Here is a 17,520-nt window from a genome sequence, read left to right as displayed (position 1 = left end):
TTTCTTACTTCTCCACATAAACCGACTTAACAATTGTACGATTATACGGTTGTCCTTCTTTATTCGTCCCTTTTATATCCATCGTAACGTTATATACTCCTGGTTGCTTTATGTCCTTCAAAGCACCAGTAAACGTATTGTTATTACCCTTTTGTAATTCATTGTATTCAGAGACTAGTTTCCCTTCTTTATTAACTACTCTTACTGTTATAGAAAGATCCCCTTTCATTTCAGGTGCCACAGGTGATTTTTTCAGTTTATACTCAGATTTATTCACTTTAACTTTTGTAGGCATTTGGAGAACAAATGGTGCACCACTATTGTAATCGCTTACAATTAAAAATGCATCTTTCGACTGCTTCGCCATCATTTTAACTTTCCATTCTCCTACATCCATTTTATCAAATTTAAATGTTCTAATTGTCGCACCACCAAAGAAAGATTCACCTTCACCAGTAGTAATAACGCTATCCTTATTTGTATACATTTTTCCTTTTGGAGACATCATTTGTACTTCTACATCAGAAGACGCTGTTAAGATAGAAACTATTCCTTCAGCTTTTTTATCAACCATAACAGTTTGCTCTATCCATTGATTTTGTGGCAATTCTCCTCCTAAAATGTTTTGATTTGAAGTTGTATTTAGTTGTTCTATATTTTCATTTGAACTAGTGCTGGATGCTACTAAAGCTGGTACAGCTACATTTGATGTACGTAAATATGGTTCAATTCGAGAGAAAACAGCAGATCCTTTTCGTATATTATCATGATCAAATCTGGAATCTGTAAATAAATGCGTTCCATACGGTAACTTAGCACTCCACTCATTTACTAGTCCATCATTTGAACCGTATGATGACAAATAGAACCCGCCCATAGATAGCGCAGAAAATACTGGTCCCCAGCTAGTCCCAGTAGCCGTATAGTAACGGTTTAATTTAGCTGCTGGATTATTATCAATCGTTGAACGAAATTTTGCCATTTCGCCCATTTGTAATGAGTACGTACCATCATCTTTTTGACCTAAAATAGAAGCAAGCCATCCTGCCCACCAACTATATGATAAGTCCGCTAAATTTGAGCCATGATGTGGCGTCGCAAGCGTAATAACATTTCCTACAAATCGATTTGCACCATATCCTACTAATGCAGCCTGTGTATCGATACCGCCTTTACTATGTGCTACAATATTAACTTTTTTACCGAAATGATTATATATTTCTTCTAACTTTTGTGCTAACAATTTTCCGTTGTCCCACTGACTAGCTGACCCTTTCCCAGCAGCATCATATAATTGTATAAATACTGTTTGATAGCCTGCTTTCAAAGCATAGTCATACATATCATTTATATCGTGATACACTGTCTTTCCATACCAACTATCAGCATTCCCATTCCTTCCTTGTACAAAAAGAATTGGAGGCTTATTCTCATCATAATTAGCAGGTTTTTGACCTAAAAACCATTCTCCAGGTGTAAATACTTCTGTATCAGGAAATCCCTTTCCAAGCTCTTTTACAACTTCTGCCCGTACATTCGTGCTAATCATTGGAGCCATAATTAAAAATACAATCAGTAAGGCAACACATCTTCTCATCAATCGCATGTTACTCCCCCCACTTTTTTTGAAAGAAGGTGCTCTTTGTAATATTTTTTTATCTTCTCTCTTAATACTAGATAATCTTTTTACTTAAACAAAATCTTGTCCCTATTTGCAAAAGATTACTAGTACACCTTCTTTCTTAACTCACGTTATTCTCTTTGTTTCTATCTCTTCCTTTTGAGAGAACACTATAAAAAAGTTTCTCAATAATTGTTAACCGTACTAAATCCAAATATCTCTAAATCATTATTGTCTATATAAAGTATACAAATCTTGAAAAAACTTTAGGAAAAAAACACTTTATTACCACCTAGTTATAAAAAAGATTAATGAAGATATGTACTTTTATTTAATTTTATACAAAACAAACGAATAGAGGCTTATACTGTAAGACTTTCCTACCATTAAATTTTAAACTGAAATTTCCGAATAGAAAATAATATTTCGAGAAACATATATTATGATAATTTTCGCAGACTTGAATTAAACTTTTATAAGTACTAACCTATCGGTGAGCAGAAGAAAATTCTGTAAAAAGAAAGGAGAATGCTTTATGATGACCAATTTACAAAAGGAGTTTTTTAAACGACTAAAAATTCCTGCAAAAGAAATAACATTTAATGATTTAGATGAAATTCTCTTGAAAATGGGCTTGATTCTCCCCTATGAAAATCTCGATATTATGGCTGGTACTATTAAAAACATCTCAAAAAATAACTTAGTAGAAAAGTTACTAATTCAAAAACGAGGCGGTCTTTGTTATGAATTAAACTCCTTATTGTATTACTTTTTAATGGATTGTGGGTTTCAAGTATATAAAGTAGCTGGTACTGTTTATGATCTTTACGATAATAAATGGAAACCCGATGATGGTCATGTCATTATCATATTAAATCATAATTATAAAGATTATGTTATAGACGCAGGTTTTGCATCTCATCTACCTCTACATCCCGTCCCTTTTAACGGAGAAGTGATTTCTTCTCAAACGGGAGAATATCGAATTCGCAAACAAACTACCCGAAAAGGTACACACATTTTAGAAATGAGAAAAGGAGCTAACGGGGAATCTACAAATTTCTTGCAATCTGAACCTTCACACGAATGGAAAATAGGCTATGCTTTCACTTTACATCCAATAAATGAGAAAAAAGTGAATAACATTCAAAAAGTGATTGTAGAGCATAAAGAATCGCCTTTTAATAAAGGGGCTATTACTTGTAAATTAACTGATTATGGTCACGTATCATTAACAAATAAAAATTATACAGAAACCTTTAAAGGCACAAAAAATAAACGACCAATAGAATCAAAAGATTATGCTCGCATTCTTCGTGAATCTTTTGGAATAACACAAGAAAAATATGTAGGAAAAACACTAGAAAGAGGATAGTTGACTAGAAGTATTTCATAATAAAGCAGATTCCATATTTAGAATCTGCTTTATTTTATATTTTGTTATAAAGAATTTTTTTGCTGGTATCCTTTAATTTTCAATGATATACTCATCATCATATTTATCGTATTGGAGCCCTGATCCTATTTTTGATTCCGTAACTTGATCTCTTAAAAACGGTGCAGCTTCCATTTTGCTAGTTGCAATTTCAATTCCATATTTTTTCGTTAAATGGGCTAATTCTATTAAAAACCACTCTCTTCGCAATGTAACTGGAATATCCAATGTTCTTCTTTTCATGTATAATAGCACCTCTTTAATTTCATAACTTAATGAACATCACTACATGCACGTGTGAAAACTACCTTTCATCACTAACATCCAATGAAACATTATAGTATATGCATGTCCATTTTAAACGTGCTATTACAAAACAATATTTTAGTTTACATAATCATATTATGTAAGAGTAGAAGAGAAAGGTATATCCCTTCCCTTCTACTCTAGAAACTTAAATTAAGAACATCTTGGTACACCTAAAGCTAAGAATAAACCTGCTACTCCCGCAGTAATCGGTACTTTTAACGTAATAACATCGTCTACTTTCGTTACTAAAAAGAAAGCATTACCTTCTTGTAATATACAAGTTACCAATAATTGGAATTCCATTTAACCCCCTCCTTTCAATCGTTATATTATAATTTATGAATTATCTTTAAAAATGTAATAGGGAATATATCCATTTTTTCTTATATATGAAATAAACGTTTATAAGTCTATTAAAAATACTAATTTTCTAAATTTATATAAATCGTGTAATATCCAATAAGTTCCTATATAATCAATAGTGAAAATCTTACAAATGGAGGTATAAAAATGGCGATTTTGAGTAATATTGGTGCAGCTTTATTTTTTATTGCTTTTATTCTTTTAATACTATGTATCATTTCATTCTTTAAGAAAAATGGAAAAGCAAAACAATATGGTCGTCCTACTGTTATTCTTTTTATGATTTCAATTCTCTTAACAGGAATGGGCACTACAAAATCTGAACACCCAGTCATCGATTTTTTTGCTACTTTAAGTTTAATTTTATTTATTTTTTTCCTTGTTCTAGCAATCTTATCCGTAATTAAAAAGACAGGTGTAGCAAAAAAACAATTTATAATCACTGCTATTTTATTTGTCATTTTTGGTGCGTTATCAAGTATTTCAAACCCTTCTTCTGAAAAGACGGCAGCTACTAGTAAAAAAGTTGCATCTAACAATGCAGAACAAAAAGATAGCGACAAAAAAGATGAAGCAGCAAAGAAAGAAGCAGATGAAAAAACTCAAAAGCAAGAAGATGAGAAGCGTCAAGCGGAAGAACAAGCTCGTAAGCAAGAGGATGAAAAACGCCAAGCCGAAGAGCAAGCTCGCAAGCAACAAGAAGAGCAAAAACGTCTCGCTGATGAACAAGCTCGTAAACAACAAGAGGAACAAAAACGCCAGGCTGATGAGCAAGCTCGTAAACAACAAGAAGAGCAAAAACGTCTCGCTGATGAACAAGCTCGTAAGCAACAAGAAGAGCAAAAACGCATAGCTGATGAGCAAGCTCGTAAACAACAAGAGGAACAGAAAAAAGCACAGCAAGCTCAAACACAACCTGCTGCAAGTAACAATAGTAATGTAACTTACGCAAATTGTGCCGCAGTTAGAAGTGCTGGGAAAGCTCCTTTATATAGAGACCAACCAGGTTATAGCTCTAAACTTGATCGTGATGGTGATGGAGTTGCATGTGAAAAATAGTATAAAAAAAGAAGCTTCTAGTAAGCTTCTTTTTTTATCAAATAGTATTGCGACTAATTACCTCCTCTCTCTCTTCCATTTATAACACTCCTATTATTCTCAAAACAGACACATAATAAGTGATTTCAATCACCACATTGTTTTTCATTCATCGCTATTCTTAATTTAGATATTACATTTAAACTTTATGGAGGCATTCATATGGAACATACATTTACTGAAACTTCAATTGTTGGTGAGATTGTTACGCAATTTCCGAAAGCTAGTGATCTTTTTAAATCGTATAGAATAGATTTTTGTTGTGGTGGTAATAAGCCGCTTATTGATGCAATTCATGAAAGAAATTTACCGGCTTCTGAAGTAATTACAAAGTTAAATACACTTTATCATAATACGAAACGATTAAATGAATCTGAAATTGATTGGAAAAATGCTTCTTATCGTGAATTGATTGATTATGTAATTAATAAGCATCATCGTTATTTAAATGAAGAATTACCGCAGTTAAGTCCATATGTGACGAAAGTATTACGTGTTCATGGAGTAAATCAGCCTCATTTAGCTCAAATTCATAAGCTATTTCATGAACTTAAAATGGAATTAGAACAGCATTTAATTAAAGAAGAAACGGAAGATTTTCCCTTAATTTTAGAATTTGAACAAAATCCAACTGATGAAAACTATGAAAAGTTAAGCAAGGTAGTAGATGAGTTGGAAAATGAACATAGCCACGCCGGAAATATTATAAAAGAACTTCGTAAAGTGACAAATGACTTTACTCCTCCAGAAGGAGCTTGCGGCACTTATCGACTTGTTTATCAACGCCTTGAAGCGCTAGAGTCTGATTTATTTGAGCATATTCATTTAGAAAATAATATTTTATTTCCGCGTGCCATTACAAGAGCATAAATCAAGTGCAGGACATGAGTGTAAATACTTATGTCCTGCTTTTTCATTTTGCGAAAAATATCCACGCCCCCCTCAAACAAATCCGAATTTTAACAATTTGTGAATCATTATATAAGTGTGATAAATATCACATCTCCCCCTTTTTTAATTTTCTATAATAAAAATATAATCCTTTGTTCAATATTTCACATAAAAAGGGGAAACAAAAATGAAAAAACGTTTAGTTATGATCGGAAATGGTATGGCTGGCATACGCTGTATGGAAGAAATATTAAAACATGATAGTGATTCCTATGAGATTACTATTTTTGGAGATGAACCGCATCCAAACTACAACCGTATTATGCTCTCTCATGTTTTACAAGGCAAAACAAATATGCAAGATATCATTATGAATGAATATAGTTGGTACGATGAAAACGAAATAACTTTGTATACAAACGAAAGAGTTCAAAGTATTAACCGAGAAGAAAAAATTATTATTACAGAAAAGAATCGTACTCTTACATATGACAAGCTCATTATTGCAACAGGTTCTAGTGCTTTTATTTTACCTGTTGAAGGTTCCACACTTCCCGGTGTAACAGGATTTCGAACTATTGAAGATACACAATTTATGATAGATACCACTAAAGAAAAGAAAAAGGCCGTTGTCATTGGTGGCGGGTTACTCGGTTTAGAAGCCGCAAGAGGTCTAATTGACTTAGGAATGGACGTACATGTTGTTCATTTAATGCCTAACTTAATGGAGCAACAACTAGATACGAAAGCAGCTTCTCTTCTGCGTGAAGATTTAGAAGCACAAGGCATGAAGTTTTTAATGGAAAAGAAAACTGTAAAAATTCTTGGTACAGACTATGTTGAGGGCATTCAATTTGAAGATGGTGAAGTTGTAGATTGTGATTTAATCGTAATGGCTGTCGGAATACGACCAAATACGAAAATAGCAAGAGATGCTGGTCTCATTGTCAATCGCGGCATTGTAGTCAATGACTATATGCTAACAAATGATGAATCCATTTATGCAGTTGGCGAATGTGCAGAGCATGACGGTATCGCTTATGGACTTGTTGCTCCTCTTTATGAACAAGGGGCAATATTAGCGAAACATATAACAAATTTACAAACGAATGGATATACGGGCAGTATCGTCGGTACACAATTAAAAGTTGCTGGTTGTGATTTATTCTCTGCTGGTCAAATATATGAAGATGATCAGACGAAAGCAATATCGATCTTTGATGAATGTAAACGTTCCTATAAAAAAGTATTAATTCGCGACAATAAAGTCGTTGGTATCGTTTTATATGGTGACACAGCTGATGGTACACGCCTCTTTAGCATGTTAAAGAAAGAAAAAGATATACAAGAATATACACCAGCTTCCATTCTTCACAAAGCTGGTGAAGAAAGTGAACTTGACATTGCTACAATGAGTGCGGATGACACGATTTGTGGATGTAATGGTGTTACGAAAGGTACAATCGTTCATGCCATTTTAGAACAAGAGTTAACTACTTTTGAAGAAGTAAAAGGCTGCACGAAAGCAGCAGGATCTTGTGGTAAATGTCGTCCGCTTGTGGAACAAGTTTTATCTCATACACTCGGAGATGCTTTTGATGCTTCTGCGCAGTCTGCTGGTATGTGCGGATGTACAACTTTATCACGTGATGAAGTCGTAGCAGCCATTCACGAGAAAGGTTTAAACTCTCCAAAAGAAGTACGAAATGTTCTTGGTTTTGTACATGAAGATGGCTGTTCGAAATGTCGTCCTGCTTTGAACTACTATTTACGTATGGCGATTCCAGAAGAATATGAAGATGATAAAGCGTCCCGCTTCGTTAATGAAAGAATGAACGGTAACATTCAGCACGATGGTACATTCTCTGTTATTCCACGTATGTACGGAGGCGTTACAACAGCAGATGATTTAATGAAAATTGCTGAAGTTGCGAAAAAATATGATGTTCCTCTTGTGAAAATTACAGGTGCGAGCCGAATTGGCTTATACGGTGTTAAGAAACAAGATTTACCTAACGTATGGGCTGACTTACATATGACTTCGGGGTATGCGTATTCAAAATCGCTTCGTAATGTAAAATCATGTGTTGGTTCTCGCTTCTGCCGTTTCGGTACGAAAGATTCATTAGGACTTGGTATGCTCCTTGAACAATCATTAGAAATGGTAGATACACCCCATAAAATGAAGATGGGTGTAACGGGTTGTCCGCGTAACTGTGCGGAAGTACTGACGAAAGATTTTGGAGTTGTTTGTGTCGAAAATGGATACCAACTTTATATTGGCGGAAATGGTGGTACAGAAGTACGCGAAGCTGATTTTGTAATGATTGTCTCTACTGAAGATGATGTCCTTCGCATCGCTACAGCTTACATGCAATATTATCGTGAAACTGGTATTTACGGAGAGCGTACTGCCTACTGGACAGAACGATTAGGCTTCGATCACATAAAAGAAATACTGCAAGATGTAAATATGGTCACTAAGTTAAATGAACGTTTCCAAACAGCTCGTGGCACATATAAAGAAGCTTGGGGACAAGCACTGGAAACGAAATCATTAAAAGCGATGTATGAAGTAGAAACTGTGAAATAAGGAGCTGTGATCTATATGATACAAACGAAAGAAAAAATAAAAGTTATGCGTGCAGAAGATCTTCCTATTCAAATCGGTAAAGAGGTACAAATGAAAGGTATGTCTATCGCCCTATTCCGCCTTTCAAATGGCGATATTCAAGCTGTAGAAAATCGTTGTCCTCATAAAAACGGACCATTAGCCGAAGGAATTGTATCTGGTGAATTCGTTTTTTGTCCACTGCATGATTGGAAAATTTCATTACTAACAGGTGAAGTTCAAAAACCTGATGACGGCTGTATTCAAACATACGAAGTAGAAGTTATTGATGGTGACATTTATTTATACATGTAATTTTCGAAAGGAAGCCTCCTCTGGCTTCCTTTTAAATAAAAATTGATGAGGTGCGATGATGAACGGATATGTATATTTAGTTGGTGCAGGACCAGGTGATGAAGGGCTTATTACAAAGAAAGCAATAGATTGTTTAAAGCTTGCAGATATCGTTTTATATGACCGTTTATTAAACCCTTTCTTTCTTAGTTATACAAAAGAAACATGTGAACTTATTTATTGCGGAAAAATACCAAAGAATCATACTATGCGACAAGAAATGATTAACGCCCACCTCCTTCAATTTGCGAAAGAAGGAAAAATCGTTGTCCGCTTAAAGGGCGGAGATCCATCTATTTTCGGCCGTGTTGGTGAAGAAGCAGAAACTTTAGCAGCAGCGAACGTTCCATATGAAATCGTACCAGGTATTACATCTAGCATCGCCGCTAGTAGCTATGCAGGTATCCCCCTCACCCACCGTAACTACAGTAATAGCGTCACTTTACTAACTGGGCATGCGAAAGGCCCTTTAACCGATCATGGAAAATATAATTCATCCCACAATAGCGACACAATTGCCTACTACATGGGTATAAAAAACTTACCTACAATTTGTGAAAACTTACTACAAGCAGGAAAGAAAAAAGATACGCCAGTAGCCGTCATTGAATGGGGTACAACCGGAAAGCAGCGCGTTGTCACAGGAACACTTTCAACCATTGTTCCTATCGTCAAAAACGAGAATATTTCAAATCCATCCATGACAATTGTTGGTGATGTCGTTTCCTTACGTAATCAAATCGCTTGGAAAGAACGTAAACCATTACATGGTAAAAAAGTTTTATTTGCATCCGCAACGAATAAAACAAGTTCAATGAAGCAAAAGTTACAAGAAGCCGGTGCAGAAATATATCAAATTCCTACTTTCAAAAAAGCAGAATACACATTAAAACTTGAACAAATCAATGAAATTTTTAACGTTGATCGCCTTGTATTTTGTTCAGCTGAAAGTGTAGAAATATTGATGCGATCATGTAGTAAACACCAAAAAGATATTCGTTCTTTACAGGCGCAACTACAACATATGAACGTTGCCACTCAAGAAAAACTTATACAATATGGACTACTAAGTAAACAAGCAGAGTTCTCTTCCGATACAACTGTTTATTTAGGACGAAATATTAACCGAATTGCTTTTATTCAAGAGACAATTGGTGCTGGGTCATATATGATGACTCATGAATATACAATTGATCATCGCTTCGATGAAGTCCATTCTCTTATGCTTTCTGAATTCTCATGGGATAGTATTGTATTTGAAGGGCGTGCCTCAATTGATACATTTCTATCAGAAATAAAACGCCTTGGCTTTAGCGATATTCTTACTCTTCCCTTCTCATATACCGACGTTCCAACTTTACACTATGCGAATAAAGTCGGACTTCATCATGTAGATGAGCAATTACAAGACATGGTTATGAAGAAAGATTTGGTGGTACGATGAAAGGAATTGTATATGTTGGACACGGGAGTCGCCTGCAAGAAGGTAATGAGCAATTCATTCACTTTATTCAATCTGTTATGAAAGAACGTAACGAAAGAATTCAAAAAATGGCTTTTCTAGAACTAACAACACCTACCATTTCGGATGCAGTTACAGAAACGATACTAGAGGGCGCAACTGAAATAATGATTGTACCTGTTTTATTATTTGCAGCAGCTCACTATAAACTTGATATTCCTTTTGAAATAGAGCAACTACAAAAGAAATATCCACAAATAACATTTTCAGTTGTACCACCCTTTAGTACGCATCCACATATGGTGGAACTTGTAGTGAAAAGAATACGTGAAACTATGCCAATGCAAGATAGTAGTATTTTACTCGTAGGAAGAGGTAGCAGTGATCCACAGCCGATACATGAGTTACAACAAATCGGAGCAGCTGTCGAACGAAAACTCGGTATGCCAGTATCGTGCTCCTTTTTAACGAAAGGAGCACCCTCTTTTACTGCTGAGCTCAAGGCTATAACATCGACTGCCTCCCATGTATATGTCATGCCCTATCTTCTCTTTACCGGACTGTTGCTTCAAAAAATTAAGTTGCATACAAAAAAACATGCTCACATCACGACTTGTAACTGTCTTCAGTTTGATACATATATGAAATTGACATTATTAGAACGAATGGAGGAATGTGTGTATGTATAACATGTACCCTCTTATGCTTAATCTAAATAAAAAAGTAGTTGTTATAGTTGGTGGAGGTAAAATTGCATATCGAAAAGCGTCTGGATTAAAAGATACAGGCGCTTTTGTCACCATTATCAGCCCAGAAATTTGCGAGGAAATGAAGGAACTACCTTATATTACTTGGAAGCAAAAAACTTTTAGTAATGATGATATTAAAGATGCTCATCTTATTTATGCAGCTACAAATCAACATGCTGTAAATATGATGGTCAAACAGGCCGCCCATGATTTCCAGTGGGTTAATGTTGTAAGTGATGGTACAAAATCATCGTTTCACACACCTGGTGTCATCCGACATGATGAATATGTTGTCACTATTTCAACTTCAGGTAAAAATCCATCATATACAAAGCGTTTGAAGCAGGCACTAACATCTATATTTCCTAAACTTATAAAAAAGCTTTCTCGTACTCACAAATAATAATCTATTTCTTAGCTAAAATAGTAATTACCTTTGGACAAACGTTTTTTAGAAGCGTTTGTTCTTTTTGTTTTGGTTCCTTTTTTGAATTAAGCCGCTTGATTATTAGGCATGGTACAATTGTAAACGACACCTAATATATCAAAGACTGTTTTCTTCTCATATTGATGGGATTTCTGTCCATCATTTACCGCCTCAAATCTAATCGTTTTTGCATGTATATTCAAAACAAAATATATGACAAATAAATAACGACAGTTACTGTAATAATGCTGAAAAGTGTTGAAAATAGAACGATTTGCGCATGTAATTCAGGCTCTATTTGATACTCCATAGCAATCGTTGATGTATTTCTTGAAGTAGGAAAAGAACTTGCAATAAATAATGATTGTGCAACAATACCATCAATGTTTAGTAGGTAGATCATGGCAAGTGCTAATAATGGTCCCATCAATAATCTTCCAATTAAAGCCCATGTTATGACTCGATGGAAAAAATTAAGCTTAATGTTGGATAATTGCGCTCCTAGCAATATGAGTGCTATTGCAACAAAACTATTCGCAAGCTGATTAAGAGGTAGAAAGATAGAATTAGGTATTTGAATTGTAAAAGATTGAAAGAGAACCCCTAATATGAGTGCATGAAATACAGGCAATCTTAGAAATGATTGAATAATACTTCCGATTGTTTTTGTTGCTGATAGTAAGTTATATATCCCATATGAATAAGTTAAAATATTCTGAAAAATAACAATGAAAATCTGAATGGAAACCCCCACTGGATTGTGACTGAAAATCAATTGACTTACTGGTAATCCATAATTACCGAAATTCATTAACGAAATGCTATTTTTTAGAGCTGCACTTTCTCCTTTTTCTAACTTTAATGTTTTTGAAATGAAATGACTTACTATCATCACACTCAGACTGTAAAGCATTAAATAGTATATTATCTGGAGCAACAAACCTGTTTCTATACTAATATCATATATATTCACAAATACAGCCGCTGGCATCAAGCAATAATTAATAAGTGTTGATAGCTGCTTTAAGTTAAATTGGAACTTCCTTTGTAAGGTTGCACCAATTAGCATCAATATTAATATTGGTAATATTACGTCTAATATAATAAAAACAAACATTTAAAACCTCATTCTACATATATTTTAGTTTGATTAAACGCTTTACTAAATTTGGACACATTTAATTCAAATGTAGACCATGACGCTACCCAAAATACCATTTAAAAGCATTCGTATACAGGATGTTATCGGTAGCTTGTTCATCAAATAGCTGTTGAATCAATTTGATATCTCCATACTCAAAAGGTCTTTTTGCTCTTGTAGATGGTAAATCTGTTCCAAACATAAGTGCATATGGGTTAACTTCATAAATCGACTTTAAGGCATTCTCAACATCTAATTCGACACGACCAAAACCAGTAGCTTTCACATGTACCCCTTTATCAACTAGTTTTAATAAATGTGGTAAACCTTCTTCTGATAACCCTAAATGGTCAATTGATATAGCTGGTAATTTTTCTATAGTGGATGCAATTTCGGGCAACTCTTTTGCATCCATATAAAGCTCACTATGCCATCCTACTAAATCATGAACTCTTCTAGCAAAGTAATCCAGCTTCGATAAATCTTCTGAACCACCTCTTTTAATATTAAAGCGTAATGCTTTTACCCCATTTTCATTTAAATTTAGTATTTCTTCATCCGTCACTGTAAAAGGTAATTGTGTTACGCCACAAAATGTTGAACCCAACTGTTTTAGTGCCTTTAATAAATATTCTTGATCAAACCCTTGGAAAGAACCAGATACGATCGCTCCACCAATTACATTCAAATTAGGAGATTCATTCTGATAATCTTCTACAACAAAGTTGGGTGGAAAATACCCTTGGTTCTCAATAATCGGAAAATTAAAATCAATAATATGAAAATGTGCATCAAAAATTCTCATTTCATTTCCCTCCCCTCTCTTTTCTTTAACATATCAAATATGACTCATAAAGAAAATTATGGATTATTTATACAAATTCATAATTTTATCTTATCGACCTAAACTTTATTTTAAGTGTACTTTTTCATAATATCCATTAGCCTTACCAAAAAATCTGGCCCTAAAAAATATGAAGTTTTTTCTTGTTATAAATACCGTCATATATTTTTAAATTTTCGGGATATTCCTATACATTTATATTAATTTTTATATATTAATATACAGTTTTTAGAAAGGAGCGACTATTTATCGATTCGTTAGCGATCAATAGTCATCGTTTCATTCAAAAGTTATTATTTTCGTTCTCGATATATTCCGAATGTTTTATGAGGATTTTTCGTTTGTTCATTTCAGTCTTATAACAATCGTACTGTAGCTTTTACTTTGGAAACTTTCAATAGACAAAAAACAGCGTTCTCGATTGTAGAATTAAATTTAAGTTCATACATTTATCTCTTAATATCTTTATCTGTAGGCAAAACAATTGCAGCTATTATATAAAGTAACACTGTAAATCCGCTAGAAAAAAAGCGGATAATGCAGTTACTATGCGAAGGATACTTACATCAATTCCATACTTATCACTTAAGCCACCTAGTACACCTGAAACTTGTTTATCTTGAGTAGACTTATATAATTTTTTCATCTAAACACCCCGATCCGATTAAATATTTGTATTCTAAAAATTAGCTCAATCTTTGGAATAGATTTAACATCCCTTTAACTAACTTGCCCTTTAATTGAATAACATCTGATATCTATATTTTAACATAAAATTCCATAAAACTTCTGTTTTTCATTTTTAAACCACATTATTTTAGAATACAAGTGTTTGTTAAGCTAGCAATAAAAAACATATCGAAGCCTATTACTAAAAGAACCATCCTAGATTACTTTAGGATGGTTCTTTTTCTTTATTAATGATTTTTTAACATCACTAACAGCTTTTCTTGACTATACATCCACACTGTAATGATTAAACAAGCAAGTGCGACTTCTGATAATGCCATAAATCCAATTGCATAATGGCCTGTTAGTTGGAATAGTAAAGTTAAAATTAGGGGCGGGAAGAACCCTCCTAGTCCGCCTAAAGCTGAAACGAGTCCATTTACAATACCAGCTTGTTCTGAGAAGTACATGGGAACAAGTTTGAAGATTGTACCATTACCAATCCCTGCACAAAATGCGACTAGTAGGCAACCAAATGTATACACGTTCATACTAGGCATAAATGATAAAATAATACCTGAAAGTGTTAAACCGATAAATACGAAGATTAATATTTTAAACGGGTTAAACTTATCACCAAGCCAACCACCAATCGGACGCATAATTGTTGCTAATACGATGAATCCAGCTGTCCGCATACCTGCATCCACTTTCTCTAATCCGAAGTGAGATACTAAGAAGTTTGGTAAGTATACGGTAAATGCAACAAACGATCCGAATGTTAAAAAATAAAAGATACATAGAAACCAAAGTTTTTCATTTTTATATACACCTTTTATTTGTTCCATTAGTGGCGTATTCACCTTTTTCTCCTTACGATCGCCTAATAAAAAGTTCATAAGTGCAAACGCTGCAAGTAAAACTAAATAACACTGTACTGTCGTTCGCCAGCCAACTGAAGTTGCAATGACAGGTGCTAAAAACGAAGTAATTGCTGTTCCGGCGTTACCGACACCGTAAATACCATTTACAAAACCGTGACTCTCTTTCGGAAAGTATTTCGGTAAAGAAGTTACGCCTACGGAGAATACAGCTCCACCGATCCCTACAAATAATCCACCAATAATTAAATCCATCATTGAATTGGCAACACTAATATAAAAGACAGGAAATAATAATAGAATAAAACTAATAAAGAATAATTTTCTTGCGCCGAAACGATTTGTCCAATAACCAATCGGAATGCGAAGAACAGAACCTAAAATAACCGGTACTGCCGTTACCATAGAAATTTGTCCCGCAGTTAATGGAATATCCGCTTTAATATAAGGCATTAATGATGATAAAATGACCCATACCATAAAACCGATAACTAGATTAGAAGTTTGTAAACTTAATTGAAAATTAGGACTTTTCATCCTGTTCCCTCCTATGTATGCATAGTTATATTCATTCCCTCCAGCCTAATCACGTCCTTACATGATTAGGCTGAAAAGAATCAACCACCACTTACTGGCGGAATTATCGCTATGACATCGCCAGTTTGAATGATGTCATCCTCATTTGCATACTCTTCATTTATAGCGACCATTATCTCATTTGAAATTGCTACGTTGTATTTCGTGATAAGGACTTCCTTTAGTTCAGCAACTGTAATATTTTCATAATCTATGTGTAATGCTGGCTTGCTTACTTCTTCTTGTAAATGTGCAAATAATAGTACTTCAATCATATTCTCATCCCCTTTCCAGGCTCATCATTCTCATATGCTACCTTTTCTAACTGATCACCTATCCATGATTCACCATCTTCCCAAAATTCTTTCTTCCAAATTGGAACGATTTGTTTTATACGCTCCATAATATATTCGTTCGCCTCATAGGCTGCTTTCCGGTGTGGTGTAGAAACAGAGACGACAACAGCAAGATCAGAAATTTGTAATGTACCAATGCGATGTGTAATGGCGACATTTGTCCCAGGCCACTTCTCTCCTACTTCGGTGCCAATTTTCTTAAGCTGTTTCTCCGCCATTGACTTATATGCTACATACTCTAAATATAGCGTACGACGGCCTTTCGTAAATTCTCTAACAGTACCAATGAAAGTTGCAACTGCGCCACATTCACGAAGAATTACTTTGTTTGTAACTTCTTCAATTGAAATAGGTGTATCAATTACTTCATAATACGTATGTGTCATCTCGCACCTCTTATCTTTGTATAAGTTAGCAATCTATTTTTCTATTATTTGTATGATCGAAGTGGTTCTTCCCACGGCCACTCACTTCCGGCGCTTGATTCTAATAACAGTACCGAAACAGTTATTCCTGCTTCAAATCCTCTCGTTCCTCCCGGCAGGACGATAAATGCGTTGGCCTCTGCAAGTGAAGAAATTGCACTAGATTTGTCTAAACCAACTGGTGTAGCTTGCAATGTTCCATCTACAATTTCCACTTTCCCTCGTACAAAACGAGTAAATGGGTTTGCTTTCAGAAAGTCTTTCTGTAATATTGCCTCTGCACGATATATGTGCGAATCTTTTCTATGCAAATATGTTCCAATGACTGGCCGAACATATAATTCACAACCGACATAACAAGCAGAAGGATTACCAGATAGACCAAATAATAGTTTCCCCTCTAGCTCAGCTACAGTTGTCACACTTCCTGGTCGCATCGCTATTTTGTTAAAAAGTACATTAGCTCGTAATCTCTCATAAATAGCAGGTAAATAGTCATAGTCTCCTACCGAAACACCACCAGTTGTAATTAAAATATTGACTTCTTTTATCGCTTTTTTCACAGTGTTATAACATGTCTCAAAATCGTCAGCAAATTGTCCATAATACTGTACAACTCCGCCCGCTCGTTCAACTTGAGCAGCTATCATATAGGAGTTACTATTTCGAATCTTCCCTGACTTTAATTGTTCATGTACTTCAAGCAGTTCACTTCCTGTCGTTACAATTCCAATAACCGGCTGTTTTACAACGTGAACGGTACTATAACCAAACGTTGAAAGAAGCACCACTACTCCAGGGTTAATAACAGTCCCTTTTTTCACAAGGATGGTATTTTGTTTTACATCTTCACCTTTAAAAGAAATGTTATCACCAGCGGCGAAGGAGCGTTTTAATTTCATATACGTCTTTTCTTTTTCTTCAAATCCTTCCGTTAGCTCTAACATAACAACCGCATTACACCCTTTCGGAATTGCGGCTCCTGTCATAATACGGACAGCTTGAAATGCTTTCACTTCTTCTGTAAAAACAAAACCGGCTCCAATTTCACCAATCACTTCAAACAGAATGGGATTACTGCTACTTGCTTCTTTTGTATCTTCTGCTCGAATCGCAAACCCGTCATATGGAGAGCGATCAAAATGAGGGACATCATGATCTGCAATAACAGCTTCTCCAAGCGTTCTACCGTAGCTTTCTATAAGAGAAACCTTTTCTATTTCACCTTGGTAGGCATATTCCATTACACGCGCAACTGCTTCTACCACTGGAATTGGTATACGTTTTTCTAACATTCTTTTTTCACCT

17 protein-coding genes and 1 pseudogene are annotated in these 17,520 nt (G+C 34.7%); 8 read left to right on the top strand and 10 right to left on the bottom strand.

Annotation, left to right across the window (positions count from 1 at the left end; all coding sequences use genetic code 11):
* Positions 1 to 4: 4 nt before the first annotated feature.
* A complete protein-coding gene (locus RBB48_RS14600) occupies positions 5 to 1,606 on the bottom strand; it encodes an esterase/lipase family protein (RefSeq protein WP_262719894.1) in 1,602 nt (533 codons plus the stop codon).
* A 550-nt stretch (positions 1,607 to 2,156) separates the two neighbouring features.
* Here RBB48_RS14600 and RBB48_RS14595 point away from each other — a divergent pair.
* Complete coding sequence (locus RBB48_RS14595; protein ID WP_097907125.1) at positions 2,157 to 2,996, top strand: arylamine N-acetyltransferase family protein; 840 nt, start codon at positions 2,157 to 2,159, stop codon at positions 2,994 to 2,996.
* Between the two features lie 93 nt (positions 2,997 to 3,089).
* Here the strand turns inward: RBB48_RS14595 and RBB48_RS14590 are convergent, their stop codons facing one another.
* Both RBB48_RS14590 and exsG read right to left on the bottom strand, forming a co-directional pair.
* Positions 3,090 to 3,299: a hypothetical protein gene (locus tag RBB48_RS14590; protein ID WP_000830261.1), complete on the bottom strand. Its 210-nt coding sequence runs from the start codon at positions 3,297 to 3,299 to the stop codon at positions 3,090 to 3,092.
* A gap of 216 nt (positions 3,300 to 3,515) precedes the next feature.
* Positions 3,516 to 3,668: an exosporium protein ExsG gene (exsG, locus tag RBB48_RS14585; protein ID WP_000395678.1), complete on the bottom strand. Its 153-nt coding sequence runs from the start codon at positions 3,666 to 3,668 to the stop codon at positions 3,516 to 3,518.
* A 207-nt stretch (positions 3,669 to 3,875) separates the two neighbouring features.
* On the opposite strand from exsG, the gene RBB48_RS14580 reads away from it, so the two are divergent.
* The 7 genes from RBB48_RS14580 (at position 3,876) to RBB48_RS14550 (ending at position 11,296) form a co-directional block, all read left to right on the top strand.
* Entirely contained in the window at positions 3,876 to 4,787 is a 912-nt protein-coding gene (locus RBB48_RS14580; RefSeq protein ID WP_262719818.1) for an excalibur calcium-binding domain-containing protein, read from the top strand.
* A 201-nt stretch (positions 4,788 to 4,988) separates the two neighbouring features.
* Entirely contained in the window at positions 4,989 to 5,696 is a 708-nt protein-coding gene (ric, locus tag RBB48_RS14575; RefSeq protein WP_097889481.1) for an iron-sulfur cluster repair di-iron protein, read from the top strand.
* Positions 5,697 to 5,904: 208 nt separating this feature from the next.
* On the top strand, positions 5,905 to 8,310 hold the full coding sequence (nirB, locus tag RBB48_RS14570; protein ID WP_306007790.1) for an NADPH-nitrite reductase large subunit: 2,406 nt from the start codon (positions 5,905 to 5,907) through the stop codon (positions 8,308 to 8,310).
* Between the two features lie 15 nt (positions 8,311 to 8,325).
* On the top strand, positions 8,326 to 8,643 hold the full coding sequence (nirD, locus tag RBB48_RS14565; RefSeq protein ID WP_097889479.1) for a nitrite reductase small subunit NirD: 318 nt from the start codon (positions 8,326 to 8,328) through the stop codon (positions 8,641 to 8,643).
* A gap of 58 nt (positions 8,644 to 8,701) precedes the next feature.
* On the top strand, positions 8,702 to 10,126 hold the full coding sequence (locus RBB48_RS14560) for a uroporphyrin-III C-methyltransferase (protein WP_306007789.1): 1,425 nt from the start codon (positions 8,702 to 8,704) through the stop codon (positions 10,124 to 10,126).
* The gene (locus RBB48_RS14555; protein ID WP_088063165.1) at positions 10,123 to 10,833 is read left to right on the top strand and encodes a sirohydrochlorin chelatase; all 711 of its coding nucleotides are present in this window, start codon (positions 10,123 to 10,125) and stop codon (positions 10,831 to 10,833) included. Before RBB48_RS14560 ends, RBB48_RS14555 begins: the two co-directional genes overlap by 4 nt.
* Positions 10,826 to 11,296: a precorrin-2 dehydrogenase gene (locus RBB48_RS14550; protein ID WP_088063164.1), complete on the top strand. Its 471-nt coding sequence runs from the start codon at positions 10,826 to 10,828 to the stop codon at positions 11,294 to 11,296. Before RBB48_RS14555 ends, RBB48_RS14550 begins: the two co-directional genes overlap by 8 nt.
* 223 nt (positions 11,297 to 11,519) lie before the next feature.
* Here RBB48_RS14550 and RBB48_RS14545 read toward each other — a convergent pair whose 3' ends face one another.
* From RBB48_RS14545 to RBB48_RS14515, 7 genes and pseudogenes are all read right to left on the bottom strand, one after another.
* Positions 11,520 to 12,437 (bottom strand): AEC family transporter, encoded by a 918-nt coding sequence (locus RBB48_RS14545; protein ID WP_306007788.1) that lies wholly within the window; start codon positions 12,435 to 12,437, stop codon positions 11,520 to 11,522.
* Positions 12,438 to 12,522: 85 nt separating this feature from the next.
* The gene (locus RBB48_RS14540; RefSeq protein WP_088063162.1) at positions 12,523 to 13,266 is read right to left on the bottom strand and encodes an amidohydrolase family protein; all 744 of its coding nucleotides are present in this window, start codon (positions 13,264 to 13,266) and stop codon (positions 12,523 to 12,525) included.
* Between the two features lie 488 nt (positions 13,267 to 13,754).
* Positions 13,755 to 13,951 (bottom strand): annotated as a pseudogene (locus tag RBB48_RS14535) (PspC domain-containing protein).
* A 271-nt stretch (positions 13,952 to 14,222) separates the two neighbouring features.
* On the bottom strand, positions 14,223 to 15,392 hold the full coding sequence (narK, locus tag RBB48_RS14530; RefSeq protein ID WP_000841864.1) for a nitrate transporter NarK: 1,170 nt from the start codon (positions 15,390 to 15,392) through the stop codon (positions 14,223 to 14,225).
* A gap of 80 nt (positions 15,393 to 15,472) precedes the next feature.
* Positions 15,473 to 15,706: a molybdopterin converting factor subunit 1 gene (gene moaD, locus RBB48_RS14525; protein WP_046953625.1), complete on the bottom strand. Its 234-nt coding sequence runs from the start codon at positions 15,704 to 15,706 to the stop codon at positions 15,473 to 15,475.
* A complete protein-coding gene (locus RBB48_RS14520) occupies positions 15,703 to 16,173 on the bottom strand; it encodes a molybdenum cofactor biosynthesis protein MoaE (RefSeq protein WP_046953626.1) in 471 nt (156 codons plus the stop codon). Before RBB48_RS14520 ends, moaD begins: the two co-directional genes overlap by 4 nt.
* Before the next feature lie 44 nt (positions 16,174 to 16,217).
* Positions 16,218 to 17,507 carry a molybdopterin molybdotransferase MoeA gene (locus RBB48_RS14515; protein ID WP_098082492.1) on the bottom strand — a complete coding sequence of 430 codons (1,290 nt, stop codon included), beginning with the start codon at positions 17,505 to 17,507 and terminating at the stop codon, positions 16,218 to 16,220.
* Positions 17,508 to 17,520 lie beyond the last annotated feature (13 nt).

The organism is Bacillus sp. MMSF_3353 (assembly GCF_030733445.1).
In the GTDB taxonomy this organism is placed as follows: Bacteria; Bacillota; Bacilli; order Bacillales; family Bacillaceae_G; genus Bacillus_A; species Bacillus_A wiedmannii.
The sequence above is the reverse complement of the archived record's forward strand: the minus strand, read 5'-3'. Positions and strand labels throughout refer to the sequence as shown.